A 17132-nucleotide genomic window follows, 5' to 3' on the forward strand; every position below is an offset into this window, starting at 1 on the left:
CGGCCCACAGACCCATAGCGCATTTTGACGTATACGACTAAGTTCGCCCCGCGCCATCATGCAAAGGAATGACTCATGAACCAGGACCGGTCGAGCGTCGAAGCCGTCGTGCAATCCTATTTTGACGGGCTCTATGAGGGCGACGCCGAAAAGCTCGGCGCCATCTTCCATCCCTCCGCCGATCTGCGCTGGGTCGAGAAGGGCGAGCTCCAGGTTCTGACCGTGCCCGACTGGCTCGATCGCGTTCGCAAGCGCGCCTCGGCCAAAGCCGAGGGCAAGCCGCGCGAGGACTTCATCGTCACCATCGACCGGTCCGACGACAAGACCGCCTTCATCAAGGTGCGCTGCCAGCTGCCGCCGCGCTACTTCACGGACTATCTGGTGGCGATGAAGCTCGCCGACGGCTGGCAGATCGTGTCGAAATCGTACAGGTACGACCTGCGGGAGTGAGTCCTCCCGATCTTCCGCTGCCCGAAATCTGTCGCACTCGTTCTCCATTCGTCATTGCGAGCGAAGTGAAGCAATCCAGAATTTCGCCGCAGAGGCCGACTGGATTGCTTCGCTGCGCTCGCAATGACGGTGCGGATAAGGCGTCCGCTACATCCCTACACCGTCTGACCCACGCCAAAGGTCTCCCATGCTTGTCGATCGCCGCTCCCTGCTCGCCTCCCTGTGCTGGATCGCCGCTTCTCCCGCGCTCGCCGCGGAGGCGCCGGCCGAACTCGAAGCCTATGAGCGCGACAGCGGCGGGCGCATCGGGCTCTATGCGGAAGACCTTGCGACCGGCAGGAAACTCGCCTGGCGCGCCGACGAGCGGTTCGTCATGTGCTCGACATTCAAGGCCTCGCTTGCGGCCTGCGTGCTGGCGCGGGTCGATCGCGGCGAGGAGCAGCTTGCGGCCATGATCCCTTACGGCAAGGCCGATCTCCTGGAATACGCACCGGTCGCCAGGCAAAATCTCGCGGCCGGCAAGATGTCTGTCGGCGAGATGTGCAAGGCGATCGTCGAGCTCAGCGACAACACCTGCGCCAATCTGCTGCTGGCGCGGATCGGCGGGCCCGCCGCGCTGACTGCATTCTGGCGATCGCTCGGAGATACCACCTCGCGGCTCGACCACAACGAGCCGGAGCTCAACCGCTCACGGCCCGGCGATCCCCGGGACACCACGACACCCGCGGCGATGGCGGGCAATCTGCGGCGGCTGGTGCTGGGCGAAGCCTTGTCGGCGCAATCGCGCCTCCAACTGACCGACTGGATGGTGAATTGCAAGACCGGCGCGAACCGGCTGCGTGGTGGCCTGCCGGCGAGCTGGAAGATCGGCGACAAGACAGGCAATAACGGCAAGGATGCGTCGGGCGATATCGCGGTCGTCTGGCCGAAACCGGATGCACCGATCCTGATCGCGGCCTATACCCAGGGCGGCACGCCGAATGCGGCGCAGATCGCGACTTTGTTCGCGCAGATTGGACGGATGGTCGCCGGCCAGCTGGCATGAGCAGCGCCGCATTGACCTTGCGCGCGCTTCCGGGTCAAGACAGGCCATCATGGAAGCGAAATTTCAGACCTTTCTCATCCTGCTTGCCGTGCTGGCGGGCGTCGCGCTGGCCGCGCGCCGCTTCAACGTCGCCCCGGCCATTCTGCTGATGCTGGCCGGCGTCGGCCTCGCCTTCGTGCCGGGCATGCCGCCGGTCGAGCTGCCGCCGGAACTGGTTCTCTTGATGGTGCTGCCGCCGCTGATCTACTCGGCGAGCGTCGCCATGAGCTGGCGCGAGTTCAGGAACAATTTACGCCCGATCGTGCTGCTCGCGGTCGGCGCGGTGATCTTCACCGCGGCGATGGTGGCGGCCGCCACGCACTACATGATCGGCCTGCCCTGGACCGTCGCCTTCCTGCTGGGAGCCATCGTTGCACCGCCCGACGTGGTGGCGCCGCTCGCGATCGCGCGCCGTCTCAACATGCCGCGCCGGCTCCTGGTCATCCTCGAGGGTGAAGGGCTGGCCAACGACGCCACTGCGCTGATCCTCTACCGCTTTGCGCTCGCCGCGATCATGGTCGGACATTTCTCGCTGCCGCTCGCGGCCGGCGAGTTCCTCCTGATCGTCGCCAGCGAGATCGCCTTCGGCATCGGCGTCGGCTGGCTCTCCCTGCGCTTCCGCAAATGGTCGGGGGATCCGCAGGTCGAGCTGACGTTGTCGCTGATCACACCCTACGTCTCCTACTGGCTGCCCGAGCATGTCGGCGGCTCCGGCGTGATCGCGACCGTCGCCTGCGGCCTCTACGTGAGCTGGAACGGGCCGCTGCTGATCTCGTCGGCAACGCGCCTGCAAGGCATCTTCTTCTGGGATCTGGTGATCTATCTGATCGAGGGCATGCTGTTCCTGCTCACCGGCTTCCAGATGCGCGCGCTCTACGAGAAGTCGAAGTCCTTCCCGCTCGACGACATTCTCATCGCGACGGCAGTGGTCCTGGTCATCGTCGTGATCGCGCGCTTCGCCTGGCTCTACCCCGCGACCTACCTGCCGCGGATGCTCAGCAAGTCGCTGCGCAAGCGCGACCCGTCGCCGCCATGGCAATGGCCGTTCGTGCTCGCCTTCACCGGCGTGCGTGGCGCCGTGTCGCTGGCAGCCGCGCTGGCGCTGCCGTTCACGCTGCCTGATGGCGAGGCCTTTCCATATCGCGACCTGATCCTGTTCGTCGCCTTCGGTGTCATCTTCGTGACGCTGATCGGCGTCGGCCTGACGCTGCCGCCGGTCGTACGCTGGCTCGGCGTCGCCGAGGCCGGCCGCCACGAACATGCCGCCGAGCACGAGGCCGAGATCGCCGCCCGCCGCCAGGCGCTCGATGCCGCACTGGAATCGCTCGACGCGCTGACCGCGCAGAAGGAAGTATCCGAAGAAGTGATGCGGCTGCTGCGCGCACGGCACGACATCCGCGTCAACCAGCTCCCCGACTCGCTCGATCCCAACCACCACGACGTCTCCGCCGCCGGTACCGCGCTGACCCGCGAGCTGATTGCCGCCGAACGCAAATTCATCCACGGCCTCCTGCGCGAGGGCCAAATCACCGACGAAACGCGGCGGCGAATCGAACGTGACTTGGATCTGGAGGAGGCGAGTCTGGCAAACCGGGAGTATCGGAGAATGCCGCTGTAGCTTCTCGTCATTGCGAGCGCAGGTAAGCAATCAGGAGTCCTTCCGCGGAGAATCTGGATTGCTTCGCTGCGCTCGCAATGCCAACGCGAAATAGCCAAACTCGCTACCGCGTCTCGCAAAACTCCCTCATTGCAGCTGCCACGGCGCCCGCGACCGCTTCGTGCCGCTCCGCCGAGTTCAGCTCCATTTCCTCGTCGCGATTGATGATCGAGCCGGCCTCGAGCAGCACCGCGGCGCTCCTCGTCCGCGACAGCACGATGAGCCCGTCATAGCGATAGACGCCGACGTCCTTGTCGAGCAGCTGGCGCCGGTAGCGGCCCATCACCGGCAGGGTGTACTGGCTGGCATAGCGCAGGCCCTGCTCCTTCAACTGCCTGCCGATCATCCGGGCCAGCATCAGGCTGGTGGCGAAGTGCGGATTCTGCCGCGACACGAACAGCGAGTGCCCCGAAAAACGGTCGCTGAAATAGCTCTTTGCGCCGTCGAACTCCCAGGTCTCGAGCAGCTTGTCCGGCACCGAATCGTGATGCACCGACAGGAACAGATCGGTCCGGCCTTGATTCGCGGCACTGATGCGCTTGAACAGGCTCGGCCGAGCCTTGCCGTCCGTGACAAGCAGGCGGGCTTCGGCAAAGCCTTCCGACTTGAGCTTCGCCGTGATCAGTCTGGCGAGGCGGAAGTTGAAGCCGAACTCAGGATCATTGCGCGCGCTCAGCGCGCCGTAGGAGTCCGGGGTGTGCCCGACGTCCACGACGATCCTGAATCTCGGCATCTCGCATTTGGCCGGTGGCGACGGCTTCGGCCTGGGTCTTGCAATCTTTCGTGCGGCAGCCGCCTCGCCGGCATCGACAAGGGCGAGCGACGACAGCAGGATCGACGCGACCAGCCCGGCGATGATGCTGCGCGATTGCCCCAAGCGATACTCCGCTGCCGCGACCCGCGGGCGGCGACGAAGCCCGCGAGTTGTTTTCGGGAAGATTGGCGCGGGAATTGGAGTGCGTCAACGCAAGATAACGCTCGTGTCCCGGGCACGAGAGAGATCAGACCGGCCTTTCTCCCTTCACCGTCACGCGCGTGCCCGAGCGCGTGTGCGGCCAGTAGTCCCACATCGCGCGGTGCTGGGTGCAGCGGTTGTCCCAGAAGGCGATGGCGTTCTCGGTCCAGCGGAAGCGGCACTGGAACAGCGGGTTCTCGGCGTGCTGGTAGAGATAAGCCAGCATCGCATCGCTCTCGTCGCGCGGGATGCCGTTGATGTGGCGGGTGAAGCCGCGATTGACGTAGAGCGCCTTCCTGCCCGTGACCGGATGCGTGCGCACGACGGGATGCTCGGCATGCGGATAGGACGGACGATCGGCGACGCCGTAATTGGCGTAGAGCCCGCGATAGATCGGTTCGCCATCGTGCAGCGCGGTGAGCCCGTCGAGATAGGCCTTCATGCGGTCCGACAGCGCCTCATAGGCCGCGTACATGTTGGCGAACAGCGTGTCGCCGCCGCGTGGCGGGCATTGCCTGATGTAAAGGATCGAGCCCATCGGCGGCTCGAGATCGCAGGACACGTCGGAATGCCAGCCCTCGCCATTGGCGCGCGGCGAATTCTTGTCGGCGTAGATCTTCATCAAGGCCGGGTCTTCGTCCTCGTGGGGAGCTGCGGGATGGACATGCAGCTCGCCAAACTTGCGGCCGAAGGCGAGGTGCTGCTGCGGCGTGATGTGCTGGTTGCGAAAGAAGATGACGAGATTCTCGGCGAGCGCACGGTGGATCTCGTCCATCTGCCGGTTGGAGCGGGCATCGTCGGAGACGAGCCTGCCGATCTCGACGCCCGAGATTTCCGCGCCGATGATGGGTGTGAGCTTTTCGACGGCGATGGTCTCGTATGGCGCGCCGTCCTCCGTCGTGTGGCGATAGCGCGGGCCCTGCTTGCCGGCGAGTGAGCTCATGGCGTGTCTCCCGATCGTTTTGATTGGGAGTCATCGTAGCCGGGATGGAGCGAAGCGCAATCCGGGAACGACCGCGCAAAAAATAAGGCGGGTTGCGCTTCGCGAACCCGCCTTGCAATTCCAATATTTGAGCGAGCCCTATTCCGCCGCTGATACCGGCACCTTGGCGCCCTGGCCGTAGCGCTGGTCGATGTAGTCGATCACCAGCGCCTTGAAGTCGGCGGAGATGGTCGGGCCGCGCAGCGTGCGGAACTTCTTGCCATCGACGAACACGGGCGCGGCCGGGGCTTCGCCGGTGCCCGGCAGCGAGATGCCGATATTGGCATGCTTGGATTCGCCGGGGCCGTTGACGATGCAGCCCATCACCGCGACGTTGAGCTCTTCGACGCCAGGATATTTCGTCTTCCAGGTCGGCATCTCGTCGCGGATGAAATCCTGGATCGAGCGCGCCAGTTCCTGGAACGTGGTCGAAGTGGTGCGGCCGCAGCCGGGGCAGGCCGCAACCAGCGGCACGAAGGTGCGGAAGCCCATGGTCTGCAAGAGCTCCTGGCCGACCTGCACCTCGCGGGTACGGTCGCCGCCGGGCTCCGGCGTCAGCGAGATGCGGATGGTGTCGCCGATGCCCTGCTGCAGCAGGATGCCGAGCGCGGCGGAGGACGCCACGATGCCCTTCGAGCCCATGCCGGCCTCGGTGAGGCCGAGATGGATGGCGTAGTCGGAGCGCGACGCGAGATCCTGGTAGACCGCGATGAGATCCTGCACCGCCGAGACCTTTGCGGAGAGGATGATGCGGTCCTTGGGCATGCCGAGCTCTTCGGCGCGCGCGGCCGAGAGCAGCGCGGACTGCACCATGGCCTCGCGCGTCACCGCGCGCACGTCGCGCGGATTGGGCGACGCGGCATTCTCGTCCATCAGCTTGGTCAGGAGCTCCTGGTCGAGCGAGCCCCAATTGGCGCCGATGCGGACCGGCTTGTTGTTCTTGTTCGCGATCTCGATGATGTCGGCGAACTGGGTGTCGCGCTTGTCCTTGAAGCCGACATTGCCGGGATTGATGCGGTATTTCGCCAGCGCCTCGGCGCAGGCCGGATAGGCCGCAAGCAGCTTGTGGCCGATATAATGGAAGTCGCCGATCAGGGGCGTCGTGATGCCGCGCTTGGCGAGGCCGTCACGGATGTGCGGAACGGCGGCAGCGGCCTCCTCACGGTCCACGGTGATGCGGACCATTTCGGAGCCGGCGCGCGCGAGCGCTGCGACCTGGGCGATGGTGCCGTCGATGTCGGCGGTGTCGGTGTTGGTCATCGACTGCACGACGATCGGCGCACCGCCGCCAACGGCGACGTTGCCGACCTTGACCTGAGTGGTCCGGTGCCGGGGCGCGGGGCCCGCGACGTCGGAATCGAGGGGATTTTCGAGCTTGTTCATGGGGTCCAAATATCAGGTTTTGGTGACGTTCAGCAATGCATCACGCGGCGCCGCAGCCACTTGGCTCGGACGGTTAACCAGAAAAAGCCCAGCAATTACAAGTACCGCAGCGGCCCCGAATGCCAGGCTCAGGGTGTCGTGCATGATGAAATAGCTACCGACCACGCCAAACAAAGGGGTGATGAAGGTAAAAGCCGACAATTTGCTGGCCGAATAGGCCTTCACCAGCGCGAACCAAAGCGTGAACGTGGTTCCCACCACCCAGATCGCCTGGAACGCCATCAGGCCGATCGATAGCGGGGCCGGCATGTGCGTGATGGATTCGCCGAACAGCCAGGCCGCCAGCCCCAGGATCGGGATCGAGGTCGCGACCTGATAGCCCAGCGCCTTCTCGGGTGCGGCGAAGCGTAGCCGCGTGCCCTTGGCGACCAGCGTCGTCGCGGCCCACAGCGCAGCGCCGCCGACGATCATGAGGTCGCCGAGCAGAACATGCGAATCGACATTGGGCTGCGGCACGCCGATCGCGAGGGCGACGCCGGCAAAGCTGATGGCCAGGCCCAGCCATTGCGAGCCGCCAAGACGCTCGCCAAGCACCTGGTAGGAGCCGAGCGCGACGAAGAACGGCGCCGTGTAGAGGAACACCACCGCACGCGAAGCAGACGTGAAGCGCAACCCCTGGAAGATCAGTACGAACTCGATGCCGAACATCAGCCCGGCGATCAGGCCGGGCTTCCAGGTGCCGTCGCGTTCGAAGAAATTGACGCCACGCAGGGTGCCGATGACGAACAGCACCGGCAGCGCGCCCATCGAGCGGATGGTGGCCTGGAGCATCGGCGGAATGTCCGGCAGCACCAGCTTCACCGCGATCTGGTTGAACCCCCAGGTCAGGCACAGCATGAGCATCAGGGCAATGGCGCCGGCACTGAGGGGGCGTGCGGCGGAGGGCACGATTTGAGCTGAGGACATTTCTTCCCGAATACCGGCTTGGCGCCGTTGTTGGTCTATGCAGTCTTCTGACAATGGGTGCAGACGCCCGTGATCTCCACCACGGACAATTTGGGAGCGAAGCCCGAGGCGCGCGCGGCCGCGTTGAGATCCCCTGCAAAGGACGCCGACGGGATCTCGCCAACGAGGCCACAGCGCTCGCAGATCAGGAACGCCACAGCCGAGGTCGCATCGTGATCATGGGCGGCACAGGCGAGATAGGCATTGCGGCTCTCGATGCGATGCACGAGGCCGTTGGCCATCAGGAAATCGAGGGCGCGATAGACCGTGATCGGGGCCGGCCGCGCCATCGACTTGGCGAGCTCGTCGATCACCTCGTAGGCGCCGAGCGGGCGATGGCTGGAGAGCAGCGCGCTCAGCACCTGACGGCGAATTGGCGTGAATTTCTGCGCACGCTGCTCGCACACCGCCTCGGCATGCGCGAGCGCATCCGCGGTGCAGCGGCGGTGATCGTGATCGGGCGCGGGAAATACCGGGTTTGCGAGGGTCATGCGGCCGACCTTTTAGCATTTCGGCCCGGGAACCCAAAGCACGACACTGCAAACGGCTGCCAGCCATGCCCGCGCTGCGGGACAGCCACCCGCTAATCCGCCATGAAATAATCATAAGCTTGCTTATGATATCTCCTGCTTATTGGAGACCAAGCTCATGACCCGCGGGTCTGTCGACCAGAACTTCCTGTTCACGCTCGCAGAGCTCTACCGCCTGCTGCGCGTCTATGCCGACAAGGAGGCCTCGCGGTTCGGCATCACCCGCGCGCAATGGGCCGTGCTGGCCAAGGTCGAGCGCAGCGAGGGCATGAAGCAGTCGGAGCTCGCCGAACTGCTCGAGGTGCAGCCGATCACGCTGACGCGTCTGATCGACAAGCTCTGCGACAACGACTGGCTCGAACGGCGCAGCGACGCCTCGGACCGCCGCGTCAAGCGCCTCTATTTGAAGAAGGCCGGCCGGCAGCTGCTCGGCCGGATGACCGGGCTCAGGTCCGAGATCACCGCCAACGCGCTCGGCGGCATCAATCCGGCGGATGCCCACCGTCTCCTCACCCAGCTCGAAACCATCAAGGAAAACGTGCGGACCGTGATCCAGGCCAGCGGTGCGGAACAAGCGCGTAAGGAGCAGCGCTATGGCTGATCAGATTCTCAAGTTCCAGCCCGAGCAGAAGAGCGAGGGCGGCAAGCCGGCGAAGAAAGCCGGCGCCGATCCGCGCCGCCGCCTGGTGGCGGGCCTGCGCCGCTATCGCCGTTTCCTGTTGCTGGTCGTGCTGCCGGTCGTCGTCGCCATCGGCGGCCTCACCTTCTATCTCAATGGCGGACGCTATGTCGGCACCGACGACGCCTATGTCGGCGCGCAGAAGGTGCTGGTGACGCCCGACATCTCCGGCAAGATCCAGAAGGTGGTCGTGAAGGAGGGCCAGCTCGTCAAGCAGGGCGACGTGCTGTTCGAGATCGACCCCGTGCCGTTCCGCCTCGCGGTGGACGAGGCCAGAGCACAGCTGACGCAGGCGCAGACGACCTATGACAATCTCGGCGCCAACATCAAGATCTACGGCGACATGCTCAACCTCGCCCAGCAGGGCGTCGACCTGAAGCAGCGCGACGTCGAGCGCAAGCAGGCGCTGGTAAAGAACAGTTTCGGCTCGCAGCTCGATCTCGACAACGCAGCGAATGCGCTGGTCACGTCCGGGTCCATCGCGCAATATGTCAGGCAGCAGCTCTCCACGGCGAAGACCCAGCTACTCGGCGATCCCGACCTGCCGCTGGAAAAATTCCCGGCCTATGCGGAGGCCAAGGCCAAGCTCGACAATGCCGAACGCAATCTCGACCACGCCGTGGTGCGCGCCTCGATGGGCGGCGTGGCGACGCAGGTCGAGCAGATCCAGCTCGGCCGCTACGTCGCTGCCGGCACGCCGGTATTCACCATCATCGACGTCGCCCATCCCTGGGTCGACGCCAACCCGAAGGAGAGCGACCTCACCTACGTCACCGAAGGACAGCCCGTGACGCTCGAGGTCGACGCGTTCCCGAACCACGTCTTCAAGGGCAAGATCGGCTCGCTCTCTCCGGGCACCGGTGCGCAGTTCGCGATCCTGCCGCCGCAGAACGCCACCGGCAACTTCGTCAAGGTGGTGCAGCGCGTGCCGATCCGGATCTATTTCGACGAAACCGACAAATATGTGCGGAAGCTGAAAGCCGGCATGAGCGTCTATGCCACCATCGACACCGGCCACAAGCGCTCGCTGGCCGGCCTGTTCGGCTTGTCGGCGACCGCGGGCCAGGACAAAGACCACGACAAAGATCAAGACTAAGAAAGACCGAGCTCGAGACTGCGACAAGGACTGATCCGATGTCCGACGCCAATGCCAGCCTGATGGTCCCCGGCCTGCGCCGGAACATGGTGACGATCTGCGCCATGACCGCGACCGTCATGCAGGCGCTGGACACCACGATCGCCAACGTCGCCCTGCCATACATGCAGGGCACGCTGTCGGCCTCGCAGGACCAGATCAACTGGGTGCTGACCTCCTACATCGTCGCCGCCGCAATCATGACGGCGCCGGTGGGCTGGATCGCCAACCGCTTCGGCCGCAAGCGCATCTTCATCATCTGCTCGGCCGGCTTCACCATGGCCTCGGTGCTGTGCGGCCTCGCGCAGGACATCAACCAGATGGTGCTGTTCCGCCTGCTGCAAGGCGTGTTCGGCGCGGCCCTGGTGCCGTTGTCGCAGTCGGTCATGCTCGACTATTACACGCTCCAGGAGCGCGCCAAGGCGATGTCGATCTGGGGCATGGGCGTGATGATGGGCCCGATCATGGGGCCGTCCCTGGGCGCCTGGCTCACCGAGACCTATTCCTGGCACTGGGTGTTCTTCGTCAATCTGCCGTTCGGCGCCATCACCGTGCTCGGGCTGATCCTCTTCATGGACGAGACCAGGAAGGACCTCAGCCTCAAATTCGACTGGTTCGGTTTCGCCGCGCTGGCGATCGCGATCGGCTCGCTGCAGCTCGCGCTCGACCGGGGCGAGCAACTGGGCTGGCTCGAATCCAACGAGATCCTGGCGGAGTTCATCGTCTCGGCCGTCGCCTTCTATTTCTTCCTCGCGCATTCGTTCACGACCTCGACCCCGTTCATCCGCTTCGCGCTGTTTCGAGACCGCAACTTCGTCACCGGCTGCGTGTTCATGATCGTAATGGGGCTCGTGCTGTTCTCGACCATGGCGCTGGCCTCGCCCTACATGCAGAACGTGATCGGCTATCCCATCATCACCGCCGGCCTGCTGCTGGCGAGCCGCGGCATCGGCACCTTCTTCGCGATGATGCTGGTCGGCCGCATGATGCGTTATTTCGAGGCGCGCACGCTGATCATCTCCGGCCTGACGCTGACCGCAGGCTCGCTGTTCCAGATGACCGGCTGGACCGACCTGACCCAGGTGCCGGAGATCGTCACCGTCAGCGTCATCCAGGGCTTCGGCTTCGGCCTCGTCTTCGTGCCGCTCTCGACCGTGGCGTTCCTGACGCTGTCGAACGAGCTGCGCACCGACGGCACCGCGATGCTGACCCTGATGCGCAACGTTGCGAGCTCGGTCGGCATTTCCGTCGTCATCGCCGAGCTGACGCAGGGCACGCGGCGGACCTATGCGATCCTCTCCGAGCACGTCAATCCGTTCAACCACGCGCTGCAGATGCCCAGCGTCAGCGGCATGATCAATCTGTCCACCGACCTCGGCCGCGCCATGGCCGACCGGATGGTCAGCGTGCAGGCGCAGATCATTGCCTTCGCGCACGACTACCAGCTGGTAATGGTCTTCATCCTCTGCACCATCCCGCTCGCGTTCCTGATCGGCTCGACCAAGGCCACGCTGCGCAAGCAGGCGGCGGGGCCGGAGCATGCAGTGATGGAGTAACGGATCGGCCTCGTGCCCCGGACGCAGCGCAACGCTTCTTCAGCGGTGCGCTGCAGAGCCGGGGCCCATGCCCACGGCACCGTGGATCCCGGTCTGCGGCGCAGCGTTACACGCCGCACCGCGCCCAGGATACGAGAGTCTTACAATAACTCCTCGCAGCCGAGATCCTCGACCGCCATCATCACCCGCTCCAGATTGTTCCACCAGATGCCCGGCGGGAGGTTGATGCTCCATTGCCAGACCGGCTTGGTGATCTGCCACAGAACCGACCAGCGATAATCCTGGTCGAGCGCGCCGCGCGTGTAGCCGGTTACCCCGTGTGCAAGCAACGTCTCGTGGTAGCGATTAAGCAGCACCCGCTCGAGCGCCTGCCGGCGCTCCGGATACCATTGCAGTGCTATCATGTAGCCAAGATCGCTAGTGGGCACATTGATGCCCCACAGATCGAAATCGAAGATGCGCACGGTGTCCGCCACACCGGCACGCGGCAGCAGGAAATTCCAAGTGTGGGCGTCGCCATGGACAATCGTGACATGGCGGCGCGATTGGTAGCGCTGCGATAACCGGGCCGACTGTTCGATGAGACGACGGTAGAGGATGCGCCGCTCTTCACTGAGGCGATCGCCAAGCTGATCCGCAAAGCGGTCGTAATGGCCGGCGAAGGTCTCCATGCGCGTTGCGATGTCCTCGGTGCTCGCCCAGGTACCGACGGTTTCGCCGAGGCCAGCATGATCCCACCACACCGCATGCATGCACGCCAGTGTTGTGACAATGGCTACAGCCTGATCGCGCGACGGCGGCAGCGTCGGCACGGTCGCAACTTCATGGCTGTCGGTAAGGTCTTCGAGCAGGAGATGCCAGGCCCCGCTCCCCTCGTCGAAATACCCATCGAAGCAGCGCGGCACGAGTCCCGGCATGTTCGGCGCGAGCTGTGTGTAGAAGGTCACCTCGTGACGGCCGCGATCAGCAAGCGTCCCGGCGAAGGCAGCATGCGCCATCTTGAGGATCAGCGACTGCGGAGCGCCGGCGGATTCGCCGACATAACGCAGGCCGAGACGGATGATATGCGACACGACGGTATCGCGCTGATGCAGCACCTTCACTTCGCGCACCGCGCCGGCGTCCAGCACGCCGCCCCGGCGCAGCGCGGCCGTCAGTCGGGCGGGCTCAACGACCGCCGGCAATTGTGGAGGTGTCATGAACCACGATGCCCCTGTCCCGTGCCATACTGCACAATCACACTTCCGGGCGCCAGCGGCGGAGCTGATGCCAGCCTCAAGCCGCCGCCGTCGAGTCGCGCACGGTTCGCACCACGACCGACCGCAGCTGTTCGAGATTGGCCGCCATCCCGGCGATCGCCTGCCTGACGTCCGCGGCGCGCTGGTTGACGGAGGCGGCATCGCGGCTGACATCGCCGATCTTGGCCGAGACCTCCTTCGCCGCGGAAGCCGATTCGGAAATCGACCGCGCGATCTCCCGCGTCGCGGCATCCTGCTCTTCCATCGCGGCGGCGACCGAGGTCGCCACGCCGTCGATTTCGACGATGTGGCCCCCCATGGCCTCGACGGAATCGACCGCGGCCTGCGTCGAGGCCTGGATCTCCGCAATCAGCCGCCCGATCTCCTCGGTGGATTTGGCGGTTTGGTCGGACAGGGATTTCACTTCGGCTGCAACCACCGCGAAGCCGCGGCCGGCTTCACCGGCGCGCGCCGCCTCGATCGTCGCGTTGAGCGCGAGGAGGTTGGTCTGGCCCGCGATGCCGCCGATCAGGTCGGAGACCTCGGCGATCTTCTTCACCGACCCGGCCAGCGCCTGGATGGTCGAACGCGCCTGCTCGCGGCCGGCGACCGCCGATTTGGTGACGGTGCTGGTGCGCGCAACCTGGCCTGCGATCTCGCGGATCGAGGCGCTCAATTCTTCGGCTGCAGCCGAGACGGCCTGCGAGCTGCCGAGCGCCTGGGTCGAGGCCGCCGCGACCGCCTGCGACTGCGCGGAGAGCGACTTTGCGATCTCCGACAGGCCGGAGGCGGCCCGCTCGACGCCTTGCGTCGCCACGGTCGCGGTATCGACAGAGCGGCCGGTCTCGCGCTCGACGGTTTCGGCCATCTGGTGCAGGGCGGAGCGCTTGGCAAGCGCCGCCTCCTGCTCCTGCCGCAACTGCTCCTCGCGCAGACGGGAATTCTCGACCGCCGCCTGCTTGAACACCAAAAGCGCACCCGCCATCGAGCCGACCTCGTCCTGGCGGTGCGCGAACGGGATGTCGGCGGCGAGATCGCCGGTCGCGAGCTTCTGCATCGTGTCGGTCATGCGCACGATCGGACGGACCACCCCGAGGGCAACTCCGAGCAAGCCCGCAGCGATGAAGGTGAGAACGGCGGCGGACACACCGAGGAGGATATAGAGGATGGAGCTGTCGCGGTCCGCGGCCAGCTTCTCCATGGCCGCATTCTGCTTGTTGGCGTTCTCGACGATGCTGTCGATGACGGCGCGATGCGCGGTATAGGCGTCCTTGAGCTGCGCATAGGCGCGCTCGGAAACAGCTGCGTCCTTGGCCTTGAGGGCCGGCAGGAGCTGGTCGGACGCCTTCCAGAATTTCTGCACCTCCGCGTCGGATTTCGACACCAGCGCGGTCTTGAGGTCGGCCGAGAGGCTGGAGGAGACCCAGAACGCCTTGCGCTCGTCGTAATCCTTGCGGAGCTGGACCAGGCGCTCGCCATGGGCGGCCAGCTGGTCCGGCTCGCGCATGGCCAGCGTCGCCTCGAGATAGGCTTCGATGACGTATTCCGGCGGCGGCAGGATGTCGGCGATGAGGTCGTTGCCGAGCTTGATGTCGGAATAGAGCGGGCCGCCGACCTTGAGTTCCTTCAAGGCGTACAGGCTGGTCGAAACCACGGCGGCAAAACCAATAGCGAGCACGATGCCGAACGCGATGATCGCCGAGGACAAGGACAGGCGAAATTTCATGAAACAATCCGGGTCGACGTCGAAACTGTCGCCACCCTAGACGAATACGGTAAATATGGGATTGCTTCGCACTGGAATTGTATCGCCCGAACCCCGCACAACTACGGGAATTGGACGTCGAGCCATCGGTATTGAGTCAGCGAGGCTGACGCACAAACCTGGAAAAGTATGTTTGAGTCGGATGGGTAACGCTGCGCCAGCTCCGGTACGCCGAATGAGATATGCGTGCCGAGGAGCAGGCCTACCCGGCACGCCTTGCCTTCACACGTCGAAGAACACCGTCTCGTCGTCGCCCTGGAGCCGCAGGTCGAGCCGGTAAATCGCCTTGCCGGCCTCGCGCACCGCGGTCAGCGTGGCGCGGCGGTCAGCCGGGACCAGCGCCAGCACGGGATCGGCCGCGTTGCCGGCCTCGTCGCTGAAATAGATGCGGGTGTAGAGATGCCGCAGCATGCCGCGGCCGAACACCGCAAGCAGGATGTGCGGCGCCTGCGGCTTGCCGTCGGGATCCGGCACCACGCCCGGCTTGATGGTGTCGAAGGCGTAGTTGCCGTCCTTGTCGGTGCCGCAGCGGGCAAAGCCGCGGAAACTCGCATTTGGCAGCGCACGCTTGTCCTGCGGGTCGGCGAAGCGTCCCTGCGCATCCGGCTGCCAGATCTCCAGCATGCAATCCGGCACGGCGACGCCGTCGCCATCGAACACGCGGCCCTCGATGCGGATGCGGTCGCCTGACACGTCGGGGGTCAGGGTCGAGTTGGTGAACGCGTCGTTCCAGGCGTACTCGCCGGTCGGCGTCAGGCCGTATTTGAAGAACGGACCGACGGTCTGCGAGGGGGTGATACCGTCAGGCTTCACAGACTCTTGCACCTTAGTGGTTCTCCATAGGCGTAGCGTTCTTGCCGCGCAGCACGATGTCAAAGCGGTAGCACAGCGCCCATTCGGGCTGGGTGTTCTCGAGATCGAACGAGGAAACCATCCGCGCCCGCGCCTTCTCGTCCGGCACCGAGTTGAAGATCGGGTCGAACGGAAACAGCGGATCGTTCGGGAAGTACATCTGCGTCACCAGGCGCGTCACGAAGGAATGGCCGAACACCGACAGATGGATGTGCGCCGGCCGCCACGCATTGTGATGATTGCCCCAGGGATAGGCGCCCGGCTTGATGGTGACGAAGCGGTAGTAACCGGACGCATCGCTCACGGTGCGGCCGGCGCCCGTAAAGTTCGGATCGAGCGGCGCCGGATGCTGGTCGCGGACATGCACGTAGCGGCCGCAGGAATTGGCCTGCCAGATCTCGACGAGCGAGTTCGGCACGCCGCGGCCGTCCTCATCGCGCACATGGCCATGCACGATGATGCGCTCGCCGATCGGCTCGCCACTGTGCTGGGTGGTGAGATCGCTGTCGCCCTCGCGCACGGTCTCATGGCCGTAGACCGGGCCGGTCAGTTCCGACAGGGTGTGGCGCATCGGGATCAGCGGCTTGTTCGGCGCGCGCTTGATCGAGCTCTTGTACTCGGGCGACAGCGGCAGCGGATGCGCCTTGTTGCTGTCGACGGGATAGATGAATGTCATGGGCGAACTCCTCCCCGGCCATTTCGGTCTGGCCGGTCAACGCTCCGCCGATCATTATAGAATATAACTAATCTAGGGAAGCCGGTTTGGCAGGCGTCCTGCGCCCGGCAGGATCGCGCTATTTGATCGGCGGACGCGGCAGCACGGCCTCCCCCGCCTCCAGACGATAGGTGTGGTCGAGCGAGTACCAGGGCGCCGCAACATCACGTGCGGTCGGATGCGGCGTGTCGTGGCGCTGGAACTTGCCGATCAGCGCCTGCGTCACCCCGAACTGCACGTCGCTGTCGATATGCGGGTCGGCGGGATCGTAGACCTGCGAGATCAGCACCTTGAACCCGGGCTTGAAGATCAGGGCGTGCAGGTGCGCGGGCCGGTAGGGATGCCGGCTCTGCGCCTCGAGTAGGCGGCCGACCACGCCATTGGTCGGAATGGGATAACCGACCATCATCACCGAACGAAAGGAGAAGCGCCCATCCGCGTCGGTCGTGAACTTGCCGCGCAGGTTCATGTCGGCCTGCTCGGGGTCCTGGTTCTCGTAGAGGCCGACCGGCGAGGCATGCCAGACATCGACCTCGGCGCCGGCGACGGGCCGGCCGTCCCTGTCGACGACGCGGCCGCTGACAAACAGCGGCGCACCCGGCGTCTCGGAACGGACGATGGAGCCACCGTTCTCCACGCGCGGCGAGTTCAGCCGCCAGAACGGCCCGAGCAGCGACTGATCGGTTTCGGTATTGCCCTGATCGCCATTGTTGAGCAGGCACACCAGCGGCGAGACGCCGAGCGAGCCCGCCATCAGCACCACCTCGTTATGCGTGTCGGTGGTGAGCTTGCCGAGCTCGGCGATGACCGCGGTGGCATCGCGAAACTCCTTCTCGGTCAGGCGGACGTCGCGCACGAAGCCGTGCAGGTGCTTGACCAGGGAGACCATGATCTGGCGCAGCCGCGGATCGGTTGTCCGTTCCATCACGGCCAATGCCGCGGCCGTGACGTCCTGCTCGCGCTCGATGATCATCAGATGGCCCTCTCACCTTTCGTCATGGCCGGGCGTAGCCGTCCGAAGGACGGCGTCGCTTGCGCTCGCCTATGCCCGGCCATCCACGATCTTCTCACAGCACCAAAAACGTGGATGCCCGGGACAAGCCCGGGCATGACGAGTGCTGGGCACCGCCCCGGGATGACAGGACG

Annotated in this window: 16 protein-coding genes; 6 read left to right on the forward strand and 10 right to left on the reverse strand. The window is 65.0% G+C overall.

What is annotated here, in order from left to right; all coding sequences use genetic code 11:
• Positions 1-75: 75 nt before the first annotated feature.
• The 3 genes from XH96_RS38575 (at position 76) to XH96_RS38585 (ending at position 3152) form a co-directional block, all read left to right on the forward strand.
• Positions 76-450, forward strand: a complete 375-nt coding sequence (locus tag XH96_RS38575) for a nuclear transport factor 2 family protein (protein WP_194390451.1) — start codon at positions 76-78, stop codon at positions 448-450.
• 187 nt (positions 451-637) lie between these two features.
• Positions 638-1495, forward strand: coding sequence for a class A beta-lactamase (gene bla, locus XH96_RS38580; RefSeq protein ID WP_194390452.1), 858 nt, complete (start codon positions 638-640; stop codon positions 1493-1495).
• 49 nt (positions 1496-1544) lie between these two features.
• The gene (locus tag XH96_RS38585) at positions 1545-3152 is read left to right on the forward strand and encodes a Na+/H+ antiporter (RefSeq protein WP_194390453.1); all 1608 of its coding nucleotides are present in this window, start codon (positions 1545-1547) and stop codon (positions 3150-3152) included.
• A gap of 103 nt (positions 3153-3255) precedes the next feature.
• On the opposite strand, the gene XH96_RS38590 is transcribed toward XH96_RS38585, so the two are convergent.
• From XH96_RS38590 to XH96_RS38610, 5 genes are all read right to left on the reverse strand, one after another.
• On the reverse strand, positions 3256-4068 hold the full coding sequence (locus tag XH96_RS38590) for an N-acetylmuramoyl-L-alanine amidase (protein WP_194390454.1): 813 nt from the start codon (positions 4066-4068) through the stop codon (positions 3256-3258).
• 124 nt (positions 4069-4192) lie between these two features.
• Positions 4193-5089 (reverse strand): TauD/TfdA family dioxygenase, encoded by an 897-nt coding sequence (locus tag XH96_RS38595; RefSeq protein WP_194390455.1) that lies wholly within the window; start codon positions 5087-5089, stop codon positions 4193-4195.
• Between the two features lie 138 nt (positions 5090-5227).
• Positions 5228-6511 carry a flavodoxin-dependent (E)-4-hydroxy-3-methylbut-2-enyl-diphosphate synthase gene (gene ispG / locus XH96_RS38600; RefSeq protein ID WP_194390456.1) on the reverse strand — a complete coding sequence of 428 codons (1284 nt, stop codon included), beginning with the start codon at positions 6509-6511 and terminating at the stop codon, positions 5228-5230.
• A 12-nt stretch (positions 6512-6523) separates the two neighbouring features.
• A complete protein-coding gene (locus XH96_RS38605; protein WP_194390457.1) occupies positions 6524-7477 on the reverse strand; it encodes a DMT family transporter in 954 nt (317 codons plus the stop codon).
• Positions 7478-7512: 35 nt separating this feature from the next.
• Positions 7513-8007: a Fur family transcriptional regulator gene (locus XH96_RS38610; protein WP_194390458.1), complete on the reverse strand. Its 495-nt coding sequence runs from the start codon at positions 8005-8007 to the stop codon at positions 7513-7515.
• Positions 8008-8164: 157 nt separating this feature from the next.
• Here XH96_RS38610 and XH96_RS38615 point away from each other — a divergent pair, with 157 nt between their 5' ends.
• From XH96_RS38615 to XH96_RS38625, 3 genes are read left to right on the forward strand one after another with little or no spacing between them, the layout of a single operon-like run.
• The gene (locus XH96_RS38615) at positions 8165-8647 is read left to right on the forward strand and encodes a MarR family winged helix-turn-helix transcriptional regulator (protein ID WP_194390459.1); all 483 of its coding nucleotides are present in this window, start codon (positions 8165-8167) and stop codon (positions 8645-8647) included.
• Positions 8640-9821 (forward strand): HlyD family secretion protein, encoded by a 1182-nt coding sequence (locus XH96_RS38620; RefSeq protein ID WP_194390460.1) that lies wholly within the window; start codon positions 8640-8642, stop codon positions 9819-9821. The genes XH96_RS38615 and XH96_RS38620 overlap by 8 nt, the downstream gene beginning before the upstream one ends.
• Positions 9822-9859: 38 nt before the next feature.
• Positions 9860-11416, forward strand: a complete 1557-nt coding sequence (locus tag XH96_RS38625) for an MDR family MFS transporter (RefSeq protein ID WP_194390461.1) — start codon at positions 9860-9862, stop codon at positions 11414-11416.
• 140 nt (positions 11417-11556) lie between these two features.
• On the opposite strand, the gene XH96_RS38630 is transcribed toward XH96_RS38625, so the two are convergent.
• The 5 genes from XH96_RS38630 to XH96_RS38650 all read right to left on the reverse strand — a co-directional run bounded on the left by XH96_RS38630 (position 11557) and on the right by XH96_RS38650 (position 16959).
• Positions 11557-12600 carry a phosphotransferase family protein gene (locus tag XH96_RS38630; protein ID WP_246789895.1) on the reverse strand — a complete coding sequence of 348 codons (1044 nt, stop codon included), beginning with the start codon at positions 12598-12600 and terminating at the stop codon, positions 11557-11559.
• A 91-nt stretch (positions 12601-12691) separates the two neighbouring features.
• On the reverse strand, positions 12692-14380 hold the full coding sequence (locus tag XH96_RS38635; protein WP_194390463.1) for a methyl-accepting chemotaxis protein: 1689 nt from the start codon (positions 14378-14380) through the stop codon (positions 12692-12694).
• A gap of 261 nt (positions 14381-14641) precedes the next feature.
• Positions 14642-15244 carry a protocatechuate 3,4-dioxygenase subunit alpha gene (pcaG, locus tag XH96_RS38640; protein WP_194390464.1) on the reverse strand — a complete coding sequence of 201 codons (603 nt, stop codon included), beginning with the start codon at positions 15242-15244 and terminating at the stop codon, positions 14642-14644.
• A 1-nt stretch (position 15245) separates the two neighbouring features.
• Positions 15246-15947: a protocatechuate 3,4-dioxygenase subunit beta gene (gene pcaH, locus XH96_RS38645; RefSeq protein WP_194390465.1), complete on the reverse strand. Its 702-nt coding sequence runs from the start codon at positions 15945-15947 to the stop codon at positions 15246-15248.
• Between the two features lie 118 nt (positions 15948-16065).
• Positions 16066-16959 (reverse strand): dioxygenase, encoded by an 894-nt coding sequence (locus XH96_RS38650; RefSeq protein ID WP_194390466.1) that lies wholly within the window; start codon positions 16957-16959, stop codon positions 16066-16068.
• Positions 16960-17132: the final 173 nt, after the last annotated feature.

This window comes from Bradyrhizobium sp. CCBAU 51765, from assembly GCF_015291725.1.
In the GTDB taxonomy this organism is placed as follows: Bacteria; Pseudomonadota; Alphaproteobacteria; order Rhizobiales; family Xanthobacteraceae; genus Bradyrhizobium; species Bradyrhizobium liaoningense.

Excerpts from the sequence above, each read along its gene's own strand:
- XH96_RS38625 (WP_194390461.1), top strand. The coding sequence starts at position 9,860 with ATGTCCGACGCCAATGCCAGCCTGATGGTCCCCGGCCTGCGCCGGAAC.
- XH96_RS38610 (WP_194390458.1), bottom strand. The coding sequence starts at position 8,007 with ATGACCCTCGCAAACCCGGTATTTCCCGCGCCCGATCACGATCACCGC.
- XH96_RS38635 (WP_194390463.1), bottom strand. The coding sequence starts at position 14,380 with ATGAAATTTCGCCTGTCCTTGTCCTCGGCGATCATCGCGTTCGGCATC.
- bla (WP_194390452.1), top strand. The coding sequence starts at position 638 with ATGCTTGTCGATCGCCGCTCCCTGCTCGCCTCCCTGTGCTGGATCGCC.
- XH96_RS38605 (WP_194390457.1), bottom strand. The coding sequence starts at position 7,477 with ATGTCCTCAGCTCAAATCGTGCCCTCCGCCGCACGCCCCCTCAGTGCC.
- XH96_RS38620 (WP_194390460.1), top strand. The coding sequence starts at position 8,640 with ATGGCTGATCAGATTCTCAAGTTCCAGCCCGAGCAGAAGAGCGAGGGC.
- ispG (WP_194390456.1), bottom strand. The coding sequence starts at position 6,511 with ATGAACAAGCTCGAAAATCCCCTCGATTCCGACGTCGCGGGCCCCGCG.
- XH96_RS38595 (WP_194390455.1), bottom strand. The coding sequence starts at position 5,089 with ATGAGCTCACTCGCCGGCAAGCAGGGCCCGCGCTATCGCCACACGACG.
- XH96_RS38650 (WP_194390466.1), bottom strand. The coding sequence starts at position 16,959 with ATGATCATCGAGCGCGAGCAGGACGTCACGGCCGCGGCATTGGCCGTG.
- XH96_RS38615 (WP_194390459.1), top strand. The coding sequence starts at position 8,165 with ATGACCCGCGGGTCTGTCGACCAGAACTTCCTGTTCACGCTCGCAGAG.
- pcaH (WP_194390465.1), bottom strand. The coding sequence starts at position 15,947 with ATGACATTCATCTATCCCGTCGACAGCAACAAGGCGCATCCGCTGCCG.
- XH96_RS38575 (WP_194390451.1), top strand. The coding sequence starts at position 76 with ATGAACCAGGACCGGTCGAGCGTCGAAGCCGTCGTGCAATCCTATTTT.
- XH96_RS38585 (WP_194390453.1), top strand. The coding sequence starts at position 1,545 with ATGGAAGCGAAATTTCAGACCTTTCTCATCCTGCTTGCCGTGCTGGCG.